Annotated in this window: 18 protein-coding genes; 3 read left to right on the top strand and 15 right to left on the bottom strand. The window is 70.0% G+C overall.

Annotation, left to right across the window (positions count from 1 at the left end; translation table 11 throughout):
• Positions 1-10: 10 nt before the first annotated feature.
• Positions 11-487, bottom strand: a complete 477-nt coding sequence (locus tag VHAB30_RS10450; protein WP_062480220.1) for a VOC family protein — start codon at positions 485-487, stop codon at positions 11-13.
• Between the two features lie 216 nt (positions 488-703).
• Here VHAB30_RS10450 and VHAB30_RS10445 point away from each other — a divergent pair, with 216 nt between their 5' ends.
• Complete coding sequence (locus tag VHAB30_RS10445; protein WP_216850740.1) at positions 704-1,969, top strand: serine hydrolase domain-containing protein; 1,266 nt, start codon at positions 704-706, stop codon at positions 1,967-1,969.
• Positions 1,970-1,975: 6 nt separating this feature from the next.
• Here the strand turns inward: VHAB30_RS10445 and VHAB30_RS10440 are convergent, their stop codons facing one another.
• From VHAB30_RS10440 to VHAB30_RS10375, 14 genes are all read right to left on the bottom strand, one after another.
• A complete protein-coding gene (locus tag VHAB30_RS10440; protein WP_159276991.1) occupies positions 1,976-4,390 on the bottom strand; it encodes a TonB-dependent siderophore receptor in 2,415 nt (804 codons plus the stop codon).
• Positions 4,391-4,493: 103 nt separating this feature from the next.
• Positions 4,494-5,510, bottom strand: a complete 1,017-nt coding sequence (locus tag VHAB30_RS10435; RefSeq protein WP_159276990.1) for a FecR family protein — start codon at positions 5,508-5,510, stop codon at positions 4,494-4,496.
• A 69-nt stretch (positions 5,511-5,579) separates the two neighbouring features.
• Positions 5,580-6,089 carry an RNA polymerase sigma factor gene (locus VHAB30_RS10430; RefSeq protein ID WP_159276989.1) on the bottom strand — a complete coding sequence of 170 codons (510 nt, stop codon included), beginning with the start codon at positions 6,087-6,089 and terminating at the stop codon, positions 5,580-5,582.
• A gap of 211 nt (positions 6,090-6,300) precedes the next feature.
• Positions 6,301-7,737 carry a PAN domain-containing protein gene (locus VHAB30_RS10425; RefSeq protein WP_159276988.1) on the bottom strand — a complete coding sequence of 479 codons (1,437 nt, stop codon included), beginning with the start codon at positions 7,735-7,737 and terminating at the stop codon, positions 6,301-6,303.
• Between the two features lie 184 nt (positions 7,738-7,921).
• Complete coding sequence (locus tag VHAB30_RS10420; protein WP_159276987.1) at positions 7,922-9,406, bottom strand: flavin-containing monooxygenase; 1,485 nt, start codon at positions 9,404-9,406, stop codon at positions 7,922-7,924.
• A gap of 19 nt (positions 9,407-9,425) precedes the next feature.
• Positions 9,426-11,036, bottom strand: a complete 1,611-nt coding sequence (locus tag VHAB30_RS10415) for an MFS transporter (RefSeq protein WP_159276986.1) — start codon at positions 11,034-11,036, stop codon at positions 9,426-9,428.
• Positions 11,037-11,098: 62 nt separating this feature from the next.
• The gene (locus tag VHAB30_RS10410) at positions 11,099-11,725 is read right to left on the bottom strand and encodes a PqiC family protein (RefSeq protein WP_159276985.1); all 627 of its coding nucleotides are present in this window, start codon (positions 11,723-11,725) and stop codon (positions 11,099-11,101) included.
• Positions 11,722-13,383: a PqiB family protein gene (locus VHAB30_RS10405; protein ID WP_159276984.1), complete on the bottom strand. Its 1,662-nt coding sequence runs from the start codon at positions 13,381-13,383 to the stop codon at positions 11,722-11,724. The genes VHAB30_RS10410 and VHAB30_RS10405 overlap by 4 nt, the downstream gene beginning before the upstream one ends.
• The gene (locus VHAB30_RS10400) at positions 13,380-14,117 is read right to left on the bottom strand and encodes a paraquat-inducible protein A (protein WP_159278323.1); all 738 of its coding nucleotides are present in this window, start codon (positions 14,115-14,117) and stop codon (positions 13,380-13,382) included. Before VHAB30_RS10400 ends, VHAB30_RS10405 begins: the two co-directional genes overlap by 4 nt.
• A 2-nt stretch (positions 14,118-14,119) precedes the next feature.
• Positions 14,120-14,764, bottom strand: a complete 645-nt coding sequence (locus VHAB30_RS10395; protein ID WP_062480238.1) for a paraquat-inducible protein A — start codon at positions 14,762-14,764, stop codon at positions 14,120-14,122.
• 20 nt (positions 14,765-14,784) lie between these two features.
• Positions 14,785-16,215: an MFS transporter gene (locus VHAB30_RS10390; protein WP_159276983.1), complete on the bottom strand. Its 1,431-nt coding sequence runs from the start codon at positions 16,213-16,215 to the stop codon at positions 14,785-14,787.
• A gap of 1 nt (position 16,216) precedes the next feature.
• A complete protein-coding gene (locus tag VHAB30_RS10385; RefSeq protein WP_167395025.1) occupies positions 16,217-17,434 on the bottom strand; it encodes a multidrug effflux MFS transporter in 1,218 nt (405 codons plus the stop codon).
• Between the two features lie 98 nt (positions 17,435-17,532).
• Positions 17,533-18,144: a pyridoxamine 5'-phosphate oxidase family protein gene (locus VHAB30_RS10380; RefSeq protein ID WP_159276982.1), complete on the bottom strand. Its 612-nt coding sequence runs from the start codon at positions 18,142-18,144 to the stop codon at positions 17,533-17,535.
• Positions 18,141-19,316 carry an MFS transporter gene (locus VHAB30_RS10375; RefSeq protein WP_159276981.1) on the bottom strand — a complete coding sequence of 392 codons (1,176 nt, stop codon included), beginning with the start codon at positions 19,314-19,316 and terminating at the stop codon, positions 18,141-18,143. Before VHAB30_RS10375 ends, VHAB30_RS10380 begins: the two co-directional genes overlap by 4 nt.
• A 78-nt stretch (positions 19,317-19,394) precedes the next feature.
• Between VHAB30_RS10375 and VHAB30_RS10370 the strand changes: the two genes are divergently transcribed.
• Positions 19,395-20,276: a LysR substrate-binding domain-containing protein gene (locus tag VHAB30_RS10370; RefSeq protein WP_159276980.1), complete on the top strand. Its 882-nt coding sequence runs from the start codon at positions 19,395-19,397 to the stop codon at positions 20,274-20,276.
• A 78-nt stretch (positions 20,277-20,354) separates the two neighbouring features.
• A complete protein-coding gene (locus VHAB30_RS10365; RefSeq protein WP_159276979.1) occupies positions 20,355-21,575 on the top strand; it encodes an MFS transporter in 1,221 nt (406 codons plus the stop codon).
• Positions 21,576-21,585 lie beyond the last annotated feature (10 nt).

Here is a 21,585-nt window from a genome sequence, read left to right as displayed (position 1 = left end):
TCGGCGGGGGTCACTCCCCGTCGAAGGCCTTCTTCACCGTGGCGATGTCGAGCTTGATCATCTTCATCATGGCCGCCATCGCGCGGGCCGCCTTGGCCGCGTCCTTGTCCTGGAACATGCGGATGAGCGGCATCGGCGTGACCTGCCACGACACGCCGAAGCGGTCGGTGAGCCAGCCGCACTGCACGGGCTGGCCGCCGCCCTCGAGCAGCTTGTCCCAGTAATAGTCGACCTCCTCCTGCGTCTCGCAGGTCACGATGAGCGAGATGGCCGGCGTGATCTTGTACTCGGGCCCGCCGTTGAGCACCATGAACGACTGCCCGTCGAGCTCGAAGGTCGCCGTGAGCAACTTGCCCTTCTTGGCGGGATTCACATCGCCCCAGAGCAACGTGTCGGTGAGGCGCGACTTGGGAAAGATGGCGGTGTAGAAGTTGACCGCCTCCTCGCCATTGCCGTCGAACCAGAGGCAGGGAATGATCTTCTGCATGGAATCTCCTTGGGTTGAATGATGAACTGAAGGGTTCAGTATCAAAGCCGAAGCGGCGCATTGTCAACCTGCGCCGCGGCTGTCAGTGAGAAGTTCGCAGGCGGGGCCGCGGGCCACAATGGGCCGGTCCTTCGCTTCGGAACTGCCATGTTCGCCCCTTCCAGAACGCGCCTTGGCGCCCCCGCTTTGCTGAGCGCCGCGCTCACCACCCTGGCGATGTCGGCCGGCGCAGCCGATGCCACCTACCCCGACGCAGCCGCCAGCGACCCCGCCCGGCTCGGCTGGATGACCGGCTCGCCGCCACCGCCCGACCGCACGCTGCGTTTCGACGACGGCAGCTATTTCCAGTTTCCGGCGATGCGCTGGAGCGTGTCGAATTTCCGCCAGCTGATGCCGACCGTGAACGTGTCGCGCGGGCTCGGTGCGCCCACCGCCCTGCCCCAGGCCTTGCGCAAGGACATCGACACGCTCAGCTTCACACCGCTCGACGCGAAGACGCCCATGACCTGGGACGCCTCGCTGGCCGCCACCTACACCGACGGCATCCTCGTGCTGCACCGTGGGCGCGTGGTCTACGAGCGCTACTTCGGCGTGCTGAAAGACGACGGCCAGCACGGCGCCATGTCGGTCACCAAGTCGGTGGTCGGCACGCTGGGCGCGATGCTGGTGGCCCAAGGCACGCTCGACGCCAACAAGCCGGTGGCCCACTACGTGCCCGAGCTGGCGACATCGGCCTTCGGCAACGCCACCGTGCGCCAGGTGCTCGACATGACCACGGGCCTGAAGTTCAGCGAGGACTACGCCGACCCGAAGGCCGAGGTCTGGGCCCATGCGCAGGCCGGCAACCCGCTGCCCAAGCCGAAGGACTACACCGGCCCGCGCAGCTACTACGAGTTCCTGCAGACCGTGCAACCCGAAGGCAAGCATGGCGAGGGCTTCGGCTACAAGACCGTCAACTCCGACGTGCTGGGCTGGGTGATCGCGCGCGCCACCGGCCGCACCGTGGCGCAGCTGCTGTCGGAGCGCATCTGGCGCCACCTGGGCGCCGAGCAGGACGCCTACTTCACCGTCGACTCCATCGGCACGCCCTTCGCGGGCGGCGGCCTGAACACGGGCCTGCGCGACCTCGCGCGCTTCGGCGAGATGCTGCGCAACGACGGCCGCGTGAAAGGCCGGCAGATCGTGCCCAAGGCTGCCGTCGAAGACATCCGCCGCGGCGGCGACAAGGCCGCCTTCGTCAAGGGCGGCTACCCGCTGCTGCAGGGCTGGAGCTACCGCAACATGTGGTGGGTGACGCACAACGACCACGGTGCCTACATGGCGCGCGGCGTGCACGGCCAGCGCATCTACATCGACCCGAAGGCCGGGATGGTGATCGTGCGCTACGCCTCGCACCCGATCGCGGGCAACGCCGCGAACGACCCGGTCACGCTGCCGGCCTTCGAGGCGCTGGGGCGGCATTTGCTGCGCGCACCGCGCTGAAAGCAGCTACCAGCGGTAGGTCGCCGTGGCCGTCGCCGTGCGCGGGTAGCCGTAGTAGCAGTTGCGGTAACCGCAGTTCGCGAAGTACGTCTTGTTGGTCAGGTTGCGCAGGTTCAGCGCCAGGCTCCAGCGGTCGATGTCGTAGCCGAGCATGGCATCGAACACCGTCGAGGCCGGCACCTTGCTCGGCCACGCGGCCTCGCCGTCGCCGTAGTTCGAGCCCGTGTAGCGCGCGCCCAGGCCCACCTTCACGCCGCCGGCGAAGCGGTAGTCCGCCCACACTGACAGCCGGTGGCGCGGCACGGCCGTGGCCTGCTTGCCGATCTCGCTCGTGTTGGCGCTTGCCGTGACGATGGCCCGCGGCGTGTAGCTGTACGACGCCGTGAGGTTCAGGCGCGAAGCGATCTCGGCGGTGGCCTCGAGCTCAAGCCCGCGCACCGAAATCTCGCCCGTCTGCTTGGGCATGAACTCGCCGTCGTAGCTGATGTAGTTCTTGCGCCGCAGGTCGAAGATGGCCGCGCTGTACATCGCCTTGCTGCCCGTGGGCTGGTAGCGCACGCCCGCCTCGTACTGCTTGCCGCTTTCGGGCTTGAACGGGTCGCCCGACGCCGGGTCGATGGTGGCCGTGGGCGCGAACGACTCCGAGTAGCTCAGGTACGGCGCCCAGCCGCTCGGGTGCAGGTAGACCAGGCCGGCCCGGCTGGTGAACTTGTGGTCGCGCATGCGCTGGCGCGAGCCGTCGAGGCGGCTGTCCACGGTGCTGTCGGCGGTGTCGTAGCGCCCACCCAGCGTCAGCGTCCAGCGCTCGCCCCACTTGATCTGGTCCTGCAGGTAGACGCCGGTCTGCGCAAGTCGCGTGACGCCGTCGAAATACGGCGCGGGCCGCTCGATCGGCCCGCCGTACACCGGCGCATAGATGTTCAGCGGCGAGGCGCTGCCGCCGCTGAAGGTGACCTGGTCGATGCGCGTGCGCTGGTAGTCCAGCCCGACCAGCACCTTGTGCTGCGTCTCGCCCAGGCGGAAGTCGGCCTGCAGCTGGTTGTCCAGTGCCAGCGCGCCGATGTTCTCGCGGCTGCCGAACACGCTGCGCGACATCTGCTGGAAGTTGAGCGGGTCGTTCGGCACCTCGGGGTTCAGCGCCATGAAGCCCTTCAGCTGCGTGCCCGTGTAGTCGAGCTTCTGGTGCGCGTAGCGCGCGTTCTGCCGCACCGTGAAGGTGTCGTTGATGCGGTGCTCGAACTGGTAGCCGACCATCTGCTGGTCCTGGTCGAAGCGGTCGAAGCCGGGCTCGCCGACGAAGAGTTTCGAGGGAATGGTGGTGCCGATCGCGGTCGGATCAAGCGAGCCGATCTGCGGCCGCGCGCGCGTGTAGACCCCGCCGCGCGTGCGCGAGAACTGCGACAGCAAGGTCAGCGTGGTGTCGCCCGACGGCTTCCAGGTGAGCGCGGGCGCGATGTACATGCGGTCGTCGGCCTCCTTGCCCGCCGGCAGTTGCGCGTCGCGCACGAGGCCGGTGATGCGGTACAGCAGCTTGCCGTCGGCATCGAGCGCGCCCGAGAAATCGCCCGCGACCTGCTTGCGGGCGTGGTCGCCCACCTGCAGCTGCAGCTCGCGCACGGGCTCCGCCGTCGGGCGCTTGCTGACCACGTTCACCACCCCGCCAGGGCCGCTCATGCCGTACAGCACCGACGACGGGCCGCGCAGCAGCTCGATGCGCTCGGCGCCGTAGTTCTCGGTGCGCCACACGCCCCAGGTGCTGTTGTTGCGCAGCGGCAGGCCATCGAGATAGAAGCCCGGCGAATAGGCGTCGAAGCCGCGCAGCGAGATCCAGTCGTAGCGCGAATCGGCGCCGTAGGTGGTGGTCGACACGCCCGGTGTGTAGCCCAGCGCGTCCTTGAGGTTGGTGGCGCCGATCGCCTCGATGCGGTCGGCCGTGATCACCGAGATCGACTGCGGCGTCTCGATGATCGGCGTGTCGGTCTTGGTGGCGGTGGCGCTGCGTTTGGCCACGTAGCCCTGCACCCGGCCCGTGGCGCTTTCCTCGCCGTCGGCCACGACGGTCACCGCCGGCAGCGTGGAGGTGTTGCCCGTGGCGGGCGCGGTCTTGATGACCGCCGCATTGCCTTCCATCGTGGCCGCCAGGCCGCTGCCGGCCAGCAGCCGGTCGAGCGCCTGCCGGGCCGTCAGGCTGCCCGAGATGGCGGGCGCGGTCTTGCCCGCGACCAGGCTCTGCTGCACGACCAGCTGGATGCGGGTCTGGCGCGCCCAGTCGTTCAGCGCCTCGGCCAGCGGCTGGGCCGCGATGTGGATCGGCTGGGGCGCGCCCTGCGCCCGAGCCATCAGGGGCGCGTTCGCCAGGGCCAGTGCAACGGCCAGGGCCAGCGGCGCGGGTGTCATCTTTGTTCTCAAGCGCTTCGTCATCGAACGTCTTCCAGGTAGTGAATGCAAATGGTTCCTATCTGGGCTGACGCACGAGCCGGCGGAATCCCCGTAGTGCCGGCGAGAAATTCTTGATTCTTTTGTTTCAGGGGGCCGGCAGGATTTCCGCGACCGTGCCGGTGTCCTTCAGCCGCACCGGCAAGGCGCTGGCCAGGGCGCGCCGCAGCGTGCGCGCGTCCCGCGGGTCGAAGGTGCCGCTCAGGCGCAGGGCCGCCACGGCCGGGTCGTTCACCACCAGGCCGGTGCTGCCGTAGCGCTCCAGCTCGGCCAGCGCGCGGGCCAGCGGCGTGTCGACGAAGCTCAGGCGGTGCTCGCGCCAGGGCGCGATGCCGTCGCGCGGCACGGCCGAGACGGCGGAGAACCGGCCCTGCGCATCGCTTTCCACCTGGCGGCCGGCGGTCAGGAAGACTTCGCTCGTCGCATCCGGCGCCCGGTGCAGCACGCGCACCTTGCCCTCTTCCACCGACACCCGCGTGCCATCGGCGCCCGGCATGCCGGGGGTGTGGCGCACGGCAAAGCGCGTGCCGACCACCCGCACGCGCAGCGGACCGGCCAGCACGTCGAACGGGCGTTTCGCATCGGACTGCACGGCGAACACCGCCTGCCCGTCGAGCAGCGTCACCTCGCGGCGGTCGCGGAACAGGCGCACTTCGAGGCGGGTGGCGGTGTCCAGCCGCAGCCGGGAGCCGTCGGGCAGCGGCGCTTCGAGCTGCTGGCCGCGCCGGGTGGCGAAGGCCTGTTCGAACACGGGCTGGGCCTGCACATGGCGCCAGCCGAGGTAGCCGGCACCGACCGCCATGCCGGAAGCAGCCAGCACGAAAGCCGGCTTCAGGAAGCCGCGGCGCGTGGGTGCGGCGGGCGCGTGGCCTTCGAAGCCGCTGCGCCAGCCCGCGACCGTCTCGGGCGCGATCGCGTCGAAGGCGCGCCAGCGCGACTCCCATTCGCGAAACGCCTCGCCATGGCGCGCATCGGCGCCGAGCCAGGCCTGGAACGCGCGCTCGTCGGACGCGCTCCAGTGCGTGCGCTGGCGGCGGACGAACCAGTCCAGCACGTCCTGTCGCAGGCGCAGGGCTTCTTCGGACGGTGGCGACGTGAGGGTCATGACGTGGGGATCGTTCTTATGGGGGTAGACGCACGAGCGTGGTCAAACCCTGTAATGGGGCGTCTCATCTCACTCTGAACCACGGGTCCGCTCCAGGCACGCCCAGCACGCCTCCATCGCAATACGCAACTGCATCTCGACGGTCCGCACCGAAATGCCCATGCGCGCAGCCACCTCGGCATACGAAAGCCCGTCGAACTTGTAGAGCACGAAGGCTTCGCGGCAGCGCGGAGGCAGCCGGTCGATGGTCTCGACCATGGCCGCCATGCCCTGGCTGGACGACAGGATGGCGTCGGGCTCGAAGGTGGGCGGGCCGATGCAGTCGTCGGCGTCGGGCGGTGCGTCATCGGGCACCGCCGTGTCGCCGCCCGCGCGCACGCTGGTGCGGCGGTGGTGGTCGGTGACGAGGTTGCGGGCCGTGCGGTACAGCAGCGCGCGCGGGTCGCGCACCACGCTGCCGGAGCGCTGCGCCTCGTACACCCGCACGTAGCTCTCCTGCGCCAGGTCGGCCGCGGTGGCGCGGTCGGGTACCTTGCGGGACAGAAAGCTCAGCAGCTCGCGGTAATAGCGTTCGAACACGGGCGCACCACAGCCGGGAAGGGTTGGTCGAAGTCCAGGGGCAGGTTGGCTTCGACACGGCGTGGCTACCTGAGAGATTCAGAACAAAAGAAAACGCGAGATTATGTGCGGGATCAACCCGCCGATCGCCGAAGGGTAGGCATTTCGCCTGCCGCGCACGGCATGCGTGCGGGCTACCCTCCCCTTCGGCTCCGCCCGGACTCGCCTGCCCTCAGCTCCCGCACGCCGGGTGCTTCTGCCCTTCGGTGGTGTTCGGCAGCCCCAGGAAGTCCAGGATGTGCGGCGTCGTGCCATCGACCTGCGTCAATGCGGTACCCCCGAGGTTGCCCACGCAGTAGCTGGGCTTGAGCGGGTTCTGGTGGTTGTTGTTCAGGATCAGCAGCGTGCTGCGTTCCCCTGCCGTCTGCCCGCCGTGCCCGCTGCCGGTGCCGCCGTGGTCGGAGGTGACGACGATCAGCCATTCTTCATTTGCGTAGTTCGGCCGCGACGTGAGCGCCGTGAGCACCTGCTGGATCTGCTGGTCTTCGCCGGCGATCTTGCCCTGGTAGTAGGCATTGAGCGGGTCGTAGCTCGGCGCGTGCACGTCGACGTTGTGCAGGTAGTAGAAGATCGCCGTCGGCGGGTGCTTCCAGCTCAGCCAGCCTTTCACCGCATCGGTGGCCTGCTGCGAATTCTTGGCTGCGTTGGCGACCACGAAGTCGGCCAGCGCCGGGCGCAGGTTGTGGGTGATGTTGAACCAGTCGCCCACCACCGCGGTCGTGGCCGTCGGCCAGGCCGCCTTGATCTGGTCGAACACGTGCGTCTTCTTCAGCGGCAAGGTGGTGGTGTTCGAGGTCACGCCGTGCTTGTCGGCCCAGAAGCCAGTGAACACCGACGACCAGCCGGGCCCGCTCACGGTCGCCTGCTTGGTGCCGCCCGCCAGCACGTTGCCGTGGAAGGCACCGCCGGCGATCAGCGCCGACATCGCCGGCGTCTGCACGCAGCCCGCGCACTGGATGGCGTCGCCGCGCAGGCCGTCGATGCCGATCAGCAGGATGTGCTTGTTGCCCGGCACGGGGTTGGGAACGCCCTCGCCCGCGATCAGCGAATAGTGGTCGTAGGGATTGCCGACGTAGTCGGTCTTCAGGCCGCCGATGTCGCTGGCGCGCTTGTCGCTCAGGTCGCAGCGCTGGTTGGTCTTGTGGTAGTCGAAGGACTTGCACCACGACGAGCGGCTCGCGTCGGTACAGGCGTTGGCGCAGTCGGCGGGCGTCACGGCCTGCAGGGCTTCGGTGTTGTAGCCGCTGATGGCCGCATTGGGCGTGCGCGTGAAAGGCTTCAGCGGATCGGGCTTCAGGCTGTAGTGGTCATACGGGTTGCCGGGGTAGTCGGTCTTCAGCCCGCCCACGTCGGCGGCACGCTTGTCGCTCAGGTCGCAGCTCTGGGCGGCCTTGTTGTAGTCGAACGAGACGCACCAGGCGCCGCGTGGCGCGCCCAGGCAGGCCGACGCGCACATCTCGGGCGTCGATTGCGTCAGGTTCTCGATGTTGTTGCCGGAGATGGCGGCGTTCGGCGTGGCCGCGAAAGCGTCCAGCGAGGCAGCGCTTGCATGTCCTGCCAGCGCTGCGAACAGCAGGCCCGCCAGGGATGCACGGATCGATGACTTCATGAGGTCTCCTCATCACAGGGTCGTGGGGTGATTCCCGGGTGCCGCCTCGCCGTTTTTTCAGTGCGAGTGCAACGCCGGGCGGAGTAAATCACCGCCGCCTGCCATCGATCCAATTCAAAAATCTTCGATGTTGTATTGAGCAGAGCTATACATCGCCGCGTCACGCAACGCGGTCAGGCCGCGATCAAACCGCGCGGTTCGAGAACGCCATCACCCCGTCGTCCACGCGCCCGAGGCGCAGCAGGAGGATGTCGCGCAGGTAGTTCTGGTACAGCTTCCACGGCGTGTGCGCGCCCTGCTTGGGGAACTTGTCGAGCGAGCGCTGCACGTAGCCCGAGCTGAAATCGACCCACGGTTCGGGCGACAGGTCGGGGCCCGCGTTGTGCGGCGTGCATTGCCGCCAGCCGTGCTTGTGCATGTGGTTCAGCAGCCGGCAGACGTAGGCGCAGGTCAGGTCGCACTTGAGCGTCCACGAGGCGTTGGTGTAGCCGAAGGACGAGGCCAGGTTGGGCACGTCGCTGTACATCATGCCCTTGTAGTTGAAGGTCGCTGCGGGGTCGACGCGGCGGCCGTCCACGCTCAGTTCGATGCCGCCGAGCACCTGCAGCTCGAGGCCGGTGGCGGTGACGATGACATCGGCCTCGAGCACGCGGCCTGACTTCAGCCGCAGGCCCTCGGGCGTGAAGGTGTCGATGTGGTCCGTGACCATCGAGGCGCGCCCCGCGTTGAGCGCGGCGAACAGGTCGCCGTCGGGCACGAGGCACAGGCGCTGGTCCCACGGGTTGTAGCGCGGTGTGAAGTGCGTGGCGATGTCGTAGCCGGGCCCGAGCGCGTGGCGCACGCCGCCAAGCAGCATGCGCCTGACGCGCGCCGGCTTGCGCCGCGCGAGCCGGAAGAACAGCATGCCGAGCGTCACGTTCTTCCAGCGCGTGAGGCGGTACGCGGCCATCGCCGGCAGCAGGCGCCGCAGGCGGTTGGCAATCGGGTCTTCGGCCGGGCGCGCCACCACGTAGGTCGGCGAGCGCTGCAGCAGCGTGACGTGCGCGGCGGTCTGGGCCATCGCAGGCACCAGCGTCATCGCGGTGGCGCCGCTGCCGATCACGACCACGCGCCGGCCGCTGTGGTCCAGGTCGGCGGGCCAGTGCTGCGGATGGACGATGCGGCCCTTGAAGTCGGCCATGCCGGCGAAGTCGGGCGTGTAGCCCGCTTCGTAGCGGTAGTAGCCGCTGCACAGGAACAGGAAGTTGCAGCGCCACTGCACGGGCCGCTTGTCGGGGCCCTGCTCCACATCGACCGTCCAGCAGGCGTCGGCGCTCGACCAGGCGGCGCGCACCACGCGGTGCTGGTAGTAGATCTTGTCGTCGATGCCGTGCTGGCGCGCAGTGTCGCGCACGTACTGCAGGATCGACGGGCCGTCGGCGATCGCCTTGGCCTGCGTCCATGGGCGGAACACGTAGCCCAGCGTGTACATGTCGGAGTCGGAGCGCACGCCCGGGTAGCGGAACAGGTCCCAGGTGCCGCCGCTGCGTTCGCGCCCTTCGAGGATCGCGTAACTGCGACCCGGGCACTGCGCCTGCAGGTGGCAGGCGGCGCCGATGCCGGACAGGCCGGCACCGACGATCAGGACATCGACGTGCGGCGGCGCGTCGGCCGGTTGTGCTGCTTCCATCGGTTCTTTGTCTCCTGTCTCATGGCTTGTTGTTGTCTTGGTTTTCTGCAGGCGCGCGCCGGATCATCAACCAGGCGCTGACCGCACTCAGCACGGCCAGGCCGGCGCTCAGCAGCATCACCCAGCGGAAGCCCGCGACGAAGGATTCGGCCACCGCGCGCTTCACGGCGGCGACGGTGGCCGCGTCGGCCCCCGGCGGCGCACCGGCCGCCGCCAGCCGGTCGCGCTCGGCCGCAAGAAAAGATCGCACCTCGTCCGACGCGCCCATCGCCTGCAGCCGCTCGGCCAGCGCCGCGTCGAAGGCCCAGGCCATGATGGCGCCGAACACCGCGATCGCCAGCACCGCCGCCGCGCGCGACACCGCGTTGTTCACGCCCGAAGCCACGCCCGCGAGGTCGGGCCCCACGGCGTTCATGACCGTGGTGGTGAGCGGCGCCACCGTCACCGTCATGCCGAAGCCCAGCACCACCACGGCGGGCAGGAAGCCGCTCCAGTAGCTCGCGCCCACGCCCGGCAACGCGAACAACGCAAAGCCCACGGCCGCGATGGCCGGCCCGATGACCAGCGGCACGCGCGGCCCGAAACGGTCGACCAACTGCCCGGCCCAGCCCGAGAGCGCGAACATCAGAAAGATGAACGGCAGCAGCGCCGCGCCTGCCACCGTGGCCGAGTAGCCCTGCACCTGGATCAGATTGAGCGGAAAGAAATACAGTCCGCCGCCCAGCGCCGCGTACAGCAGCAGCGTCAGCAGGTTGGCGCCGCTGAAGTTGCCGATGCGCAGCAGCGACAGCGGCAGCATCGGCGTGGACGCCCGGCGTTCGGCGACGACGAAGCCGACGCTGCCCACGACACCGATGGCCAGCGCCGCAAGCACGGCCGGCGAACGCCAGCTCTGCGTCGGCGCCTCGATGAAGGCGTAGACGATGCCACCCAGCCCGGCGGTCGCGAGCAGCGCGCCCCACAGGTCGAGCCCGCCGCGCGCGGCGGCGCCTTTGCTCTCGGGCACGTGGCGGCGCACGATCCACAGCACCAGCAGCGCCATCGGTACGTTGATGAGAAAAGCCCAGATCCACGAGAAGTGATCGACCAGGAAGCCGCCCAGTACCGGCCCCACCGCCGCCGTGATGCCGCTGAAGCCCGACCAGGTGCCGATGGCCTTCCCGCGTTCCTTCTCGGGAAACGAGGCGCTGATGAGCGCCAGGCTGCCCGGCACCAGCAGCGCGCCGCCGATGCCTTGAATCGCGCGTGCGGCGATGAGCTGCTGCACGTCGGCCGCGAGCGCACAGCCCACCGACGACAAAGCGAACACGACGACGCCGATGGCAAAGATGCGCCGCCGCCCGTAGCGGTCGCCGAGCGCGCCGCCCACCAGCAGCAGCGCCGCGAGCAACAAGGCGTAGGACTCGACCACCCATTGCGCCTGGAAGGCCGTGGCATGCAGATCGGCCTGGATGGCAGGCAAGGCAACGTTGACCACGGTGCCGTCGATGAAGGCCATGCTCGAGCCGACGATGGCCGCGGCGAGCACCCAGGGCTTGGAGGCTTCGGGGCAGGCGCCCTCTTCCGTGGGAGATGGAGACCCATGCAGGATCAGCGTGTCGTCGCAGGGCGCCTTGCCGATCTGTGTCATGGGGCCTCCGATCTATCGGATGACGGCGTGGTGCCTTCCCCCATGGGGGAAAGGTGAAAGCCTCAGGTCGCGCACGCCGTCGCGCCCGGGTTCGTCCGCGCCGCGTTCACGCTGCGCGCCATGGCTGCCGCCGCCGCGGCCGTCACGCGCTGCGCGCCCTGCGCCAGCGCGTCCATGCCGCCGCCGGTGGCTTCGCCCGCGTCGAGCCGGCACACCAGCGTGCGCGCCTCGTCGGAGCGGCGCAGGGTCCAGGTGAAGCCGGCGTCCACGCGCCCGCCGTCCACCATCTCGAACTGGCGCACCTGCACCGCCACGCGCCACACGGGCTGCGAGGTCTGGCGGCCGCCCTGCGTGACGTCGAGCGCGCCGAGCCGGCTGGCGATGCCGCTGCCGAGCGCGTCGCGCAGCTCGTTCTCGAAGGACGAGGCCCAGCGATGCTGCTCGAGCACGTCGACCTGCACGCCGCCGGTCGGGCGGCGCACCACCATCTGCGGGCGCGCCAGCCGCTCGGGCACGGCCACGGGCGCGAGCTCGATGTACAGCGGCGTGGCGGCGTCGCTCTGGCGCGGCGCGGCATCGGTGAGCGCGGGCGGGCTGGCCAGCGTGTAGTAGCTGTCGGGCTTGCTCGCGCAGCCTGCCAGCACCAGCAATGCGGCGGCGCCCGCGAGCGCGAAGGTCGTCGTCTTCATTTCTTGTCGTCCGGTTTGCCGCGCAGCAGCGATTCGGGATGGCGTTCGAGGTAGTCGGTCAGCACGCGCACCGAACCGGCGGCGCGCGTCAGCTCGCGCAGGGTCTGGCGCATGTCCTGCTGCAGCGGCGAGTCGTCGGCCAGCGTGCGTTCGGCTGAGTTGACGGTCTTGCGCACGTCCTTCATGGCGGCGGCCAGCTCGGGCGTCACGTCGCTGTTGATGCGGCTGACGGTCTGCTCGGTGCTGGTGAGCGTCTTGTTGAGCGTGGCCAGCGTGGTGCGCAGGTCGGTGGCGATCTGCTCGTAGGGCACCTTGTTGAGCTTGGTGGCGATTTCCTGCACCTGCGACTGGATTTCGTCCAGGCCGTTGGCGATGGTCGGCAGCTCGATCGGGCTCTTCGACAGGTCGATCTTCGCGGGCGGCGCCTTCGGGAAGAAGTCGAGTGCCACGTAGACCTGGCCGGTCAGCAGGTTGCCGTTGCGCAGCTGGGCGCGCAGGCCCTTCTCGGCCAGGAAGCGCAGCCGCTCCTGCTGCGTCGCGCGCGACTCCGTGGCCTGCGCACCGGCGCCGCTTTCGCGGCGGCGCAGGCGGTCGGGGTAGATCTGCACCAGCACCGGCATGCGGAACTCGCGCTCGGCGCGGTCGAACTCGACGCCGATGGATTTCACCTCGCCCAGCACCACGCCGCGGAAATCGACCGGCGCGCCCGGCGTGAGGCCGCGCAGCGACTGGTTGAAGTACATCAGCAGCGTCTGCGAAGGGCCGTCGGGCTCCTTCATGGCGGCGCTTTCGTCCTGCGCCAGCACGAAGGCCGTGTTCTCCCTGGCCAGCGGGCCCATGGCGTCGTCGGGCGCCTGGAAGGCGATGCCGCCGAGCAGGATGGTGGCCAGCGACTGCGTGCGCAGCGTGAAGCCGCTGGCGCTGAGCTGCGCGTCGATGCCGCTCGCCTGCCAGAAGCGCGTGTTCATGCCGACGAACTTGTCGTACGGCGCGTTCACGAACACCCGCAGCGTGACGCCGCGGCCGTCGCCGTCGAGCTCGTAGGCCGCGACCTGCCCGACCTTGATGCGCCGGAAGTACACGGGCGAGCCGACATCGAGCGAGCCCACGTCGCGCGCGCGCAGCAAAAACTGCTGGCCCGAGTCGCCGCGCGTGACGATGGGCGGGGCTTCGAGGCCGGTGAACTCGCCCGCGGTTTCCTTCTCGACGCCCGCGTCGGCACCGATGTAGGCACCCGACAGCAGCGTGCCCAGGCCCGAGATGCCCGAGGTGTCCAGCCGCGGCCGCACCACCCAGAAGCGCGAGTCGGCCGAGGTGAAGCCCTCGGCGTCCTTGTTGAGCTGCACCAGCACGCGCACGTGCGAGCGGTCGCGCGCCAGCCGCAGGCTCTGCACCAGGCCGATCTGCACGTCCTTGTATTTCACGGCGGTCTTGCCGGCTTCGAGGCCCTCAGCCGTCTTGAAGGTCAGCACGATTTCGGGGCCGCGCTCCATGAGGATGCGCGCCACCAGCGTCACGCCGACCAGCGCGGCGACGATGGGAATCAGCCAGATCAGCGAGGGCAGCCATTCGCGGCGGCGCGCCACTTTCGGCTTCGGCAGCGCGGGCGGGGCCGACGCTGCCGGACGGTCTTGCGGTTGCGTGTCTTCTTCACTCATGCGATTTTTTCTTCCCTGCTTTCAATGTGTCGTTCGTCCGTGTCTGCTTGCGGCACCGGGCCGTCCCACGTCAGGCGCGGGTCGAAGCTCAGCGAGGCCAGCATGGTCAGCACCACCACCGCGCCGAAGGCCGCAATGCCCACGCCCGCGGTGATGACCGCGAAGCCCTGGATCTGCACCAGCCCCGTCAAGAGCGACACCACGAACACGTCGAGCATCGACCAGCGTCCGATGATCTCGATGATGTGATACAGCTTGGCCCGCTCGCGCCGGCGCCAGTTGCTGCGCCGCTGCGCCAGCACCACAAGCAAGAGCAGTACCGCCAGCTTGAACAGCGGCACCAGGAAGCTCGCGATGAACACGATGGCCGCCAGCCCCCAGGCGCCCGACACCCAGAAGTAGATGACGCCGCTCAAGATGGTGTCGTACTGCGCGCCGAACAGCGTGCGCGTGATCATCACCGGCAGCAGGTTGGCCGGGATGTACATGATGCAGGCCGCGATCAGGAAGGCCCAGGTGCGGCTCAGGCTCTGCGGCTTGCGCGTGTGCAGGTGCGTGCCGCAGCGGGCGCAGGCGTCGCCATCTTCGGCGTCGCGCCAGACGGCGGTGCAGTGCGTGCAGACGTGCAGGCCGAGCGCGGCGGCCGTCGGCACCGGGTTCTCGTGGTCGTGCTCGTCGTCGGCCTGCGCCTCCCAGGGGCGTGCCGAGGCCAGGCGGGCGGGCAGCCCGCGCATGTTCATGCGCGCACCTCCGGCGCGGCTGCATCCTCTTCATCGGCTTTGCGGAAGGTCATCTCCCAGAACGCGCCGGGGTTGAACGACAGCACGGCCGTGAGCGTCACGGTGAGCGCCACGAAGGCCCACAGCGCGGGCCCCGGCACCACCGTCGCCATGCTCGACAGCTTGACGATCGCCACCAGCACGCCGAGCAGAAAGACCTCGATCATTCCCCAGGGCCGCAGCGACTGCATCATCCGCACCAGCACCGCGAAGCCCCAGGGCCGGTGCGCGCGGGCCAGCGGCACCAGCAGGTAGGCCAGGATGCACAGCTGCAGCAGCGGAAACAGGATGGTCGTGGCCAGCACCAGCAGCGCCACCGGCGACATGCCCTCGGCGCTCAGCACCACCACCGCGCCGGCCAGCGTGGTCTGGCTGCGCAGGCCCTGCAGTTCGATCTCGACGATGGGAAACAGGTTGGCGATGGCGAACATGATCAGGCTCGCGACCGTCAGCGGCAGGATGCGCCGCTGCTGCGCGCCCGGGTGCCGGTCGAGCTCGGTGCCGCAGCGCGGGCACTCGGCCACGTCGCGCGGCGCCAGCGGCGTGCGGGCGTAGACCGCGTCGCAGCCCGGGCAGACCACGGTGTCAGGTACTTCCTTCATGAGGCCGTACCCTACCTTATTCAGGCATGCGGACTTGTCGTCTTCAGCCGCAGACTGCTGAAAACCGCCGCCACCGCCGCGCAACCCGCCGCCAGCACCAGCGCCACCACGGGGCCGTGCCCGCCATGCGGGCTCCAGACACTGAACACTGCCGCCAGCACCACGGCCCCGAGCGTCTGCCCGGTGAGTCGCGCCGTGCCCAGCATGCCGCTGGCCGCACCACTTCGGTGCGCGGGTGGCGAGCTCACGATGGTGTGGTTGTTGGGCGACTGGAACAGGCCGAAGCCCAGGCCGCACAGCGCCATGCGCCAGGCGATGTCGGCATTGCCCGGATGCGCCGGCAGCGCCGCCAGCAGCGCCAGGCCCGTCGCCAGCAGGCCCAGGCCGATGCCGCCCAGCAGCCCGTCGGGGTAGCGTCCGATGAGCCGCCCGGCGATGGGCGCCATCACCACGATGGCCAGCGGCCAGGCCGTGATCAGCAGGCCGGCCTCGATGTGGCTGCGGCCGTACACGTCGAGCAGCAAAAACGGCAGCGCGATGTAGGCCAGCATCTGCGCGCAGAACGCCGCCACCGAGGTGCCCATCGACAGCGCGAACACCGGAATGCGCAGCAGGTCGATGGGAAAGAGCGGCACCGCCTGCGTGCGCTGGCGCCGCAGGTAGACGAAGCCCACCGCCAGCCCGGCCGCCAGCGTGGCCCAGGCCGACCACGGCGTGCCCGTGGCCTGCACCCCGCCCTCGCGCACACCCAGCTGGTCCACGCCGAGGAAGACCAGCGAGAACATCAGCACGTTGAGCGTCACGTCGACCAGCGAGAAGCGCGCGCCGGCCGTCGGCGCCGAGCGGTTGAACGGCAACGCCCGCATGCCCAGCGCGAAGGTGACGATGCCCAGCGGCACGTTGATGGCGAAGAGCCACGGCCACGACGCCACCGACAAAATCGCCGCCGCCACCGAGGGCCCAGCCACCGACGAGGTGGCGACCACCAGCGAATTGATGGCCATGCCCCGCCCCAGCTGCGCCGAGGGGAACGTGAGCCGCACCAGCGCCGCGTTGACGCTCATGATCCCTGCCGCGCCCAGCCCCTGCAGCGCACGCGACGCGATCAGCGTGCCGAGCGAATTGGCAAAGGTCGCAGCCAGCGACGACACGGTGAACACCGCCATGCCCACGAGGTACACGCGCCGGTAGCCCACGAGGTCGCCCAGCGAGGCCAGCGGCAGCAGCATCACCAGCGTGGCGATCTGGTAGGCGTTGACCACCCAGATCGCCTGCGCCGGCGTGGCCTGCAACTCGCGCGCGATGCCGGGCAGCGCCAGGTTGACGATGGTGCCGTCGAGCACCGAGACCGTGAGCCCGAGGATGATGACCAGCATCGCCCAGCCGCGCGCGGGCGCGGCCAGACCGTCGAGCGGAAGCGGCTTGGCGTCGCTTGCTGTGGCGGCCGTCATGTCAGGCCTCCTGCGCCCTGCCCCCGGTCGGCTCGGAGCGCACGCCGCCGAGCGTGAGCCAGGTCAGCACCAGCGCGATGAGCGCGCCGGCGGCCATGCCCGCCACCATCGGCAGCGGCCGGCCGTTGGAGAACAGGCCCACCACCGCCATCGCCAAGGCGCCGGTCAGCATCTGCAGCGTGCCCAGCAGCGCCGAGGCCGTGCCGGCGATGGCGCCGTGCATCTCGAGCGCCAGCACGCCGGTGGTCGGGATCACGAGGCCCATGAAGCCCGAGGCGATGAAGTACAGGACGATCAGCACCCACAGGTTGTCGCCGCCCATCGCGAAGTACACGAACATGGCGACCATCGCCACGCCGCAACAGGCCACGCCGAACTTGACGAGGTTGACCAGCCCGTAGCGCTCGCCCAGCGAGCCCGTGAACTGCGAGGCCGCGATGAAGGCCGCCGCGTTCACGCCGAAGGCCACGCTGTACATCGCCGGCGACAGGCCGTAGTGGTCGATCATCACGAACGACGAATTGGCCAGGTAGGTGAAGAAGCCCGCCATGGCGAAGCTGCCGATGAACACCAGCCCGAGGTAGTGCCAGTCGCGCAACAGCAGCCAGTAGGCCGACAGCGCGCTGCCCAGGCTGCTTTCGACGCGCTCGGAGGCTGGGCGTGTTTCGTCGAGCAGCTTGACCATCATGGCCAGGCCCGCCACCGCGGCGATGGTGACGGCCCAGAACACGCCGCGCCAGCCGGTGAAGGCGATGACCAGGCTGCCCGCGAGCGGCGCCAGGATGGGCGACACGCTGAACACCAGCATCAGCAGCGACATCAGCCGCGCGGCGTCGGTGCCGGTGTGCAGGTCGCGCACCACGGCACGCGGAATCGCCATGCCGGCGGCCGCGCCCAGGCCCTGCACGAAGCGCAGCGCGATCAGGGTCTGGATATCGGTCGCCAGCGCGCAGCCCACGCTGGCCAGCGCGAACAGCACCAGCCCGGCATACAGCGGCGGCTTGCGCCCGACCATGTCGGAGATCGGGCCGTAGAGCAATTGCCCCGCGCCGAGCGACAGGAAGAACGCGGTGAGGCTCATCTGCACCGCGCCGATGTCCGCATGCAGGCTCTGCCCGATGGCGGGCAAGGCCGGGAGGTACATGTCGATAGCGAAAGGCCCGATGGCGGAGAGCAGGCCCAGCAGCAGGGCCATTTTGAAGAACGGAGAAGAACGCATTGGGTCGATTGTGGCGAAGGCTCGCAATCGGTGCAGGCGTGGGGTCGGCGGCTTTCGCCGCTAGTGCATTCGTTCTACCGGACGGTACGCCGCCCCCTTCAGTACAGCGTCGACCGCTGCCGCGCCGGCAGTTCGCGGTCGTAGGCGGCGCCGTCGAAGGCCGCATCGGTCAGCGCCGAAAGGATGGCGCCCGGCGTCGGCACGGTGCGCGGCGCGTCCTGCGGCACCGGCGCCCAGAGCTTCGAACGCTGGATCGCGCGGGCGCACTGGAAGAACACGGTCTCGACGCTGATCTCGATCACGCACTGCGGCGCACGCCCTTCCACCGCAAAGCGCGCCAGCAGTTCGGGCGCCACGCGGATGCGTGCGCGCCCGTTCACGCGCAGCGTCTCGCCCACGCCCGGAATCAGGAACAGCAAGGCCACGCGCGGGTCGGCCACGATGTTGCGCAGGCTGTCGATGCGGTTGTTGCCGCGCCGCTCGGGCAGCAGCAAGGTCCTCTCGTCCTGCACCGCGACGAAGCCCGGCGCGTCGCCGCGCGGCGAGGCGTCGAGCCCGCCGGGGCCGGTGGTCGCGAGCACCGCGAACGGCGATGCGGCGATCAGCGCCTGGTAGCTCGGGTGCAGGTATGGCACTTCTTTCTTGAGCGAGGCCTCGCCCGGCTGGCCGAACAGGACTTCGAGTTGCGCAACGGTGTCGATGGTGGTCATGGGGCGATGTTCTCCTGGATCGGGGTGGATGGCGATGCGCGCCGGACACAGGCCAGCGCCGCGATCGCCAGCAACAGCGCGGCGGTGCCGTAGATCCACGGCGGCGAAGCAATGGGCAGAAGCACGCCGGCCAGCAAGGGCCCGGCGCCCGCGCCGATGTCGCGCCAGACCGCGCGGGCCGCCAGCGCCCGCACGCGCTCCGGTCCGGGCGTGCGACGCGCCACGATGGGCGGCAGGAGCGGCAGCTGCAGTGCGCGCAGCACCACGATCAGCGCCGCGCAGCTCCACAGCCAGCCCAGGCCGAAGCCCACGAGCGCGAGCGACGTCACCAGCGACAGGCTCACGAGCAGGCGCTCGGCGCCGAAGTGCTCCGCCATGCGCCCGCCCACCGGCCCGAGAAAGATTTCGGCGAGGTAGCGCAGCGCCATCAGCACGCCGGCCACGATCACCGCGCCGCCGGGCAGCAGGTCCTTGCCGAGGTACGACAGGCCCACGATGAACAGGCCGTCGAGCGCCAGCCCTTCCATGAAGGACCAGCCGTCCAGCGCATTCGGCCGCGAGAAGCGACGTGTCGGCGCTGCGCTGTGGTGCGGCTTCGACGGCAGCCGCCGCGTGACGAACAACGCGAGCAACGACACCACCGCCAGCACGCCGAAGATCGCGCGCGGCCCGACCGTGTACGCCAGCAGCGCACCGAGCGGCAGCGCGAGCACCGGCCCGGTCGCGATGAAGGCGCGCGAACGCCCGCTGCGCCGCGCGGCACCGAGCGGGTCGGCCGTGGCCAGGGCCTGCGTCGACAGGTTGAGCGCCGCGAAGCACAGGCCCCAGGTCAGCCGCAGCGGCAACAGCGCCCAGAAACCCGAGAGCGTGGCGTAGCCCAGCCCGCAGCAGGCGGCGGCCACCACGGCCAGCGTGCAACTGGCCCGGTCGCCATGGCGCGCATAGAAACGCGCGACCCAGCCGTAGCCCGCGATGCGCACCAGCCGGTTGGCCGCCAGCAGCAAGCCGACCTCGGCCAGTGAAACGCCGAACTGCGACGCGTACATGGGCAGCAGCAGGTAGAGCACCACATCGGCCGGCAACGACAGGCCAAGCGCCATGGCGGCGTGGCGGGAATCCAGGTCGGTGGAACGGGCGGGAGCGGCGGGAGAAAGCGGTGGTGCGGCGGACATCGAGCCCGTATCGTGCCCGCTCGCGACGCCCGCCGACAAACGACATTCCCGCGCGGCATGCGTGAGAAAATCGCACGCATGCCGCTTCGCGAACCGCCCCTCCATGCCGTGCGCGCCTTCGTGGCGGCGGCCCGCCACCTGAGCTTCACGCGTGCCGCGGTCGAGCTGCACGTGACGCACAGCGCGGTGAGCCGGCAGATCAAGAGCCTCGAGGCCTGCCTGGGCGTGGCGCTGTTCGAGCGCCGCATCCGGCAGGTCACGCTGACGCCCGAGGGCCAGCAGTTCTTTGCAGAGACCGAACCCGCGCTCGCGCAGATCCACGCGGCGGCCCGCGCGCTGCAGCTGCAGGGCCCGGCGCGCGCGGTGCGCATCAACGTGCGGCCCTCGTTCGCGGTGCGCTGGCTGATTCCCCGGCTGCCGTCGTTCGTGGAACGCCATCCCGATATCGAGCCGCAGGTCGTCACCAGCACCGTCATGCCCGAACAGGCCACGGACAGCTTCGACATCGCCGTGCGCCGAGGCCTCGAAGGCTGGCCGTCGTCGATCCAGGTGCGGCCCTTCCTCGAAGACGAAGTGCTGGTGGTCGGCGCACCCGCGCTGTTCAAGGCGCAGCCGCTGCCCGACCTGCGCGCCCTCGCCTCGCATGTGCTGCTGTCAGCGCGCACGCGCAAGGACGACTGGGACGACTGGAAGAAGCAGGTCGGCGCACCGCGCGCGCGGCCGGCTGGGCGGCTGCAGTTCGATCACCTGCACTTCGTGCTGCAGGCCGCGGTCGACGGGCTGGGTGTCGCGCTCGCGCCGACCTCGCTGGTGGCGCACGACCTGGCCTCGGGCCGGCTGCAGTCGCCGTTGCCTGGGTTGCGGATGACGCTGGAGCGCTACTACTACGGCCTCGCACCCGATGCGGCGCCCGAGGCGGTGTGCGTGGCCGAGTGGTTCGAGCAGATGAACGCGGGCTGAGGCTTCCACGTCCGTAAACGGCCAGCGGCGGAGGGGCGCGGCCCCGAGGATGCGGTCTTTCTCTTCGTGCCACGCCCCATGCCCTCGCCTCTTCCCCGTTCCTTCTCCCACCTCGCCTGGGCCAATCTGGCGGCGCAGTCCGCCGAACAACTGAGCCTCGCGGCCGTGCCGCTCGTCGCTGTGCTCGCGCTCGGCGCCGGGCCGGGTGAGATCGGTTTCCTGGCCGCGGTGCAGACGCTGCCCTTCCTGCTGGTCTCGCTGCCGATGGGCCTGCTCGCGGACCGCATGTCGCGCCGTCGCCTGATGGTGTGGGCCGAGGGCCTGCGCGCCGTGTCGCTGCTGGCCTTGCTCGGCATGGTGCTGTCGTCGACGCTGGGCATCGGCGGGCTGGCTGTGCTCGGGTTCCTTGGCGCGGTCGGCACCGTGGGCTTCAGCGTCGCGGCGCCCGCGCTGGTGCCGGCCCTCGTGCCGCGCGACGCGCTGGCGCGTGCCAACGGGCGGCTGGAGTTGGCGCGCAGTGCCGCCTTCACGGCTGGGCCCGCGCTCGCGGGCGCGCTGGTCGCGTGGGCCGGTGCGTCGTCGGCCTTCGTGCTGGCGGCGGTGCTGTCGGTGGCGGCCGTAGGCCTGCTGCTGCGTCTGAACGAAGCGCCCCGCCCTGCAGCCCCGTCGCGCCATCCGCTGCGCGACGTGCACGATGGCGCGCGCTTCGTCTGGCAGCACGCGTTCCTGCGGCCGATGCTGATGACCGGCGCGGTCTTCAACATCTCGTGGTTCGTGCTGCAGGCGGGCTATGTGCCTTATGCCGTGCGCGTGCTGGGCCTCGGCGCGCAGGCCGTGGGCTTCACGCTTGCGATGTACGGCGCGGGCATGGTGGTCGGTGCGCTGCTGACCTCGCGCGTGACGGCGCGGCTGCCGTTTGGCCGCGCGATCCAGGTCGGACCGGCCGTGGCGGTGGCCGCCGCCGCGACGATGGCAGCCACGCTCGTCGTGCCGACCGCCTCGCTGGCCGCGCTCTCGTTCTTCCTGTTCGGCGCGGGACCGATGGTCTGGGTCATCACCTCGACCACGCTGCGCCAGAGCGTGACGGCCTCGGCGATGCTGGGCCGCGTGTCGGCGGTGTTCCTGACGGTGAACGCGGGCGCACGCCCCGTGGGCGCGGCGCTCGGCGGCCTGGTCGGTGCCTTGTGGGGCGAGCCGGCCTGTCTGCTGCTGGCGCTCGCGGGCTTCGTGCTGCAGGCCGCGATCATCTTCGGTTCGCGCATCGCGGGACTGCAACAACTGCCCGTGCCGGCGGCCTGACCGTTCAAGC

The organism is Variovorax boronicumulans, from assembly GCF_009811375.1.
In the GTDB taxonomy this organism is placed as follows: Bacteria; Pseudomonadota; Gammaproteobacteria; order Burkholderiales; family Burkholderiaceae_C; genus Variovorax; species Variovorax boronicumulans.
The sequence above is the reverse complement of the archived record's forward strand: the minus strand, read 5'-3'. Positions and strand labels throughout refer to the sequence as shown.